The organism is Ignavibacteria bacterium (assembly GCA_025612375.1).
GTDB lineage: Bacteria > Bacteroidota > Ignavibacteria > Ignavibacteriales > SURF-24 > JAAXKN01.
This window is the reverse complement of the sequence record JAAXKN010000139.1, coordinates 1-1040: the sequence shown is the minus strand read 5'-3', so window position 1 is coordinate 1040 and position 1040 is coordinate 1. Positions and strand designations below refer to the sequence as shown.

Annotated in this window: 2 tRNA genes and 2 rRNA genes; all 4 read left to right on the top strand. The window is 46.9% G+C overall.

The window, feature by feature from the left end:
* Window positions 1–166 (top strand): 16S ribosomal RNA (locus tag HF312_21755); the annotation flags it as partial.
* Window positions 167–344: 178 nt separating this feature from the next.
* Window positions 345–420, top strand: a tRNA-Ala gene (locus tag HF312_21750).
* A gap of 71 nt (window positions 421–491) precedes the next feature.
* A tRNA-Ile gene (locus HF312_21745) sits at window positions 492–568 on the top strand.
* A gap of 205 nt (window positions 569–773) precedes the next feature.
* A 23S ribosomal RNA gene (locus HF312_21740) occupies window positions 774–1040 on the top strand; the annotation flags it as partial.

Sequence of the window (1040 nt, the reverse complement as noted above, 5' to 3'; positions counted from 1 at the left end):
GGCCTTGTACACACCGCCCGTCACACCATGAGAGTTGGCAACACCCGAAGTCAGTAGTCTAACCGCAAGGAGGACGCTGCCGAAGGTGGGGTTGATGATTGGGGTGAAGTCGTAACAAGGTAGCCGTATCGGAAGGTGCGGCTGGATCACCTCCTTTCTAAGGAGAACCGTTTCCAGAGATGGAAACTATTCTAACGAGAAAGACCAAGAGGGTCAGTTAATGGGGAAAAGAGAATCTTTCATTGTTTAATTTTGAAGGCCCTAAAACGATAGGATAAAACCTGTCGTAGGACATTCACAAGAAGTAAAGTGGTAGAGTGGGACCTGAGACTCCGTAGCAATACGGGGGTGTAGCTCAGCTGGGAGAGCATCTGCCTTGCACGCAGAGGGTCAGGAGTTCGATCCTCCTCATCTCCACCAGACCCGGATAAAACCGGGGCACACGGAGGACTTAGGGAGACGGACAGGAAAACGACACTGCTAACTAAAATGGGCTCATAGCTCAGGCGGTTAGAGCGCACGCCTGATAAGCGTGAGGTCGGTGGTTCGAGTCCACTTGAGCCCACCAAACTTTCCGAAGGGAAGTTTGAAGAATTCTTGAAAATTGGTACTTTGAAAACTGAATAAAAAGGTAAAGAAGAAATGCGATAATTAAAGTCAAATAACTACGTAAACTTAAAGAAATTTAAAGTTTAGGGTGAAAGACTACAATTTCAAAGAAAACAAGATAAGAAAAACTTATTCTGTTGGAGAACGAAAGCATAATTCTAAGAGGTCAAGCTACAAAGGGCGCAGGGCGAATGCCTTGGCATTGGGAGCCGACGAAGGACGTGGTAAGCTGCGAAAAGCTGCGGGGAGTTGCAAACAAACTTTGATCCGCAGATGTCCGAATGGAGCAATCCGGCATGAGTAATATCATGTCATGCCATACTGAATCAATAGGTATGGTAAGGGAACCGCCTGAACTGAAACATCTAAGTAGGGCGAGGAAAAGAAATCAACCGAGATTTCGCGAGTAGTGGCGAGCGAAAGCGAAAGAG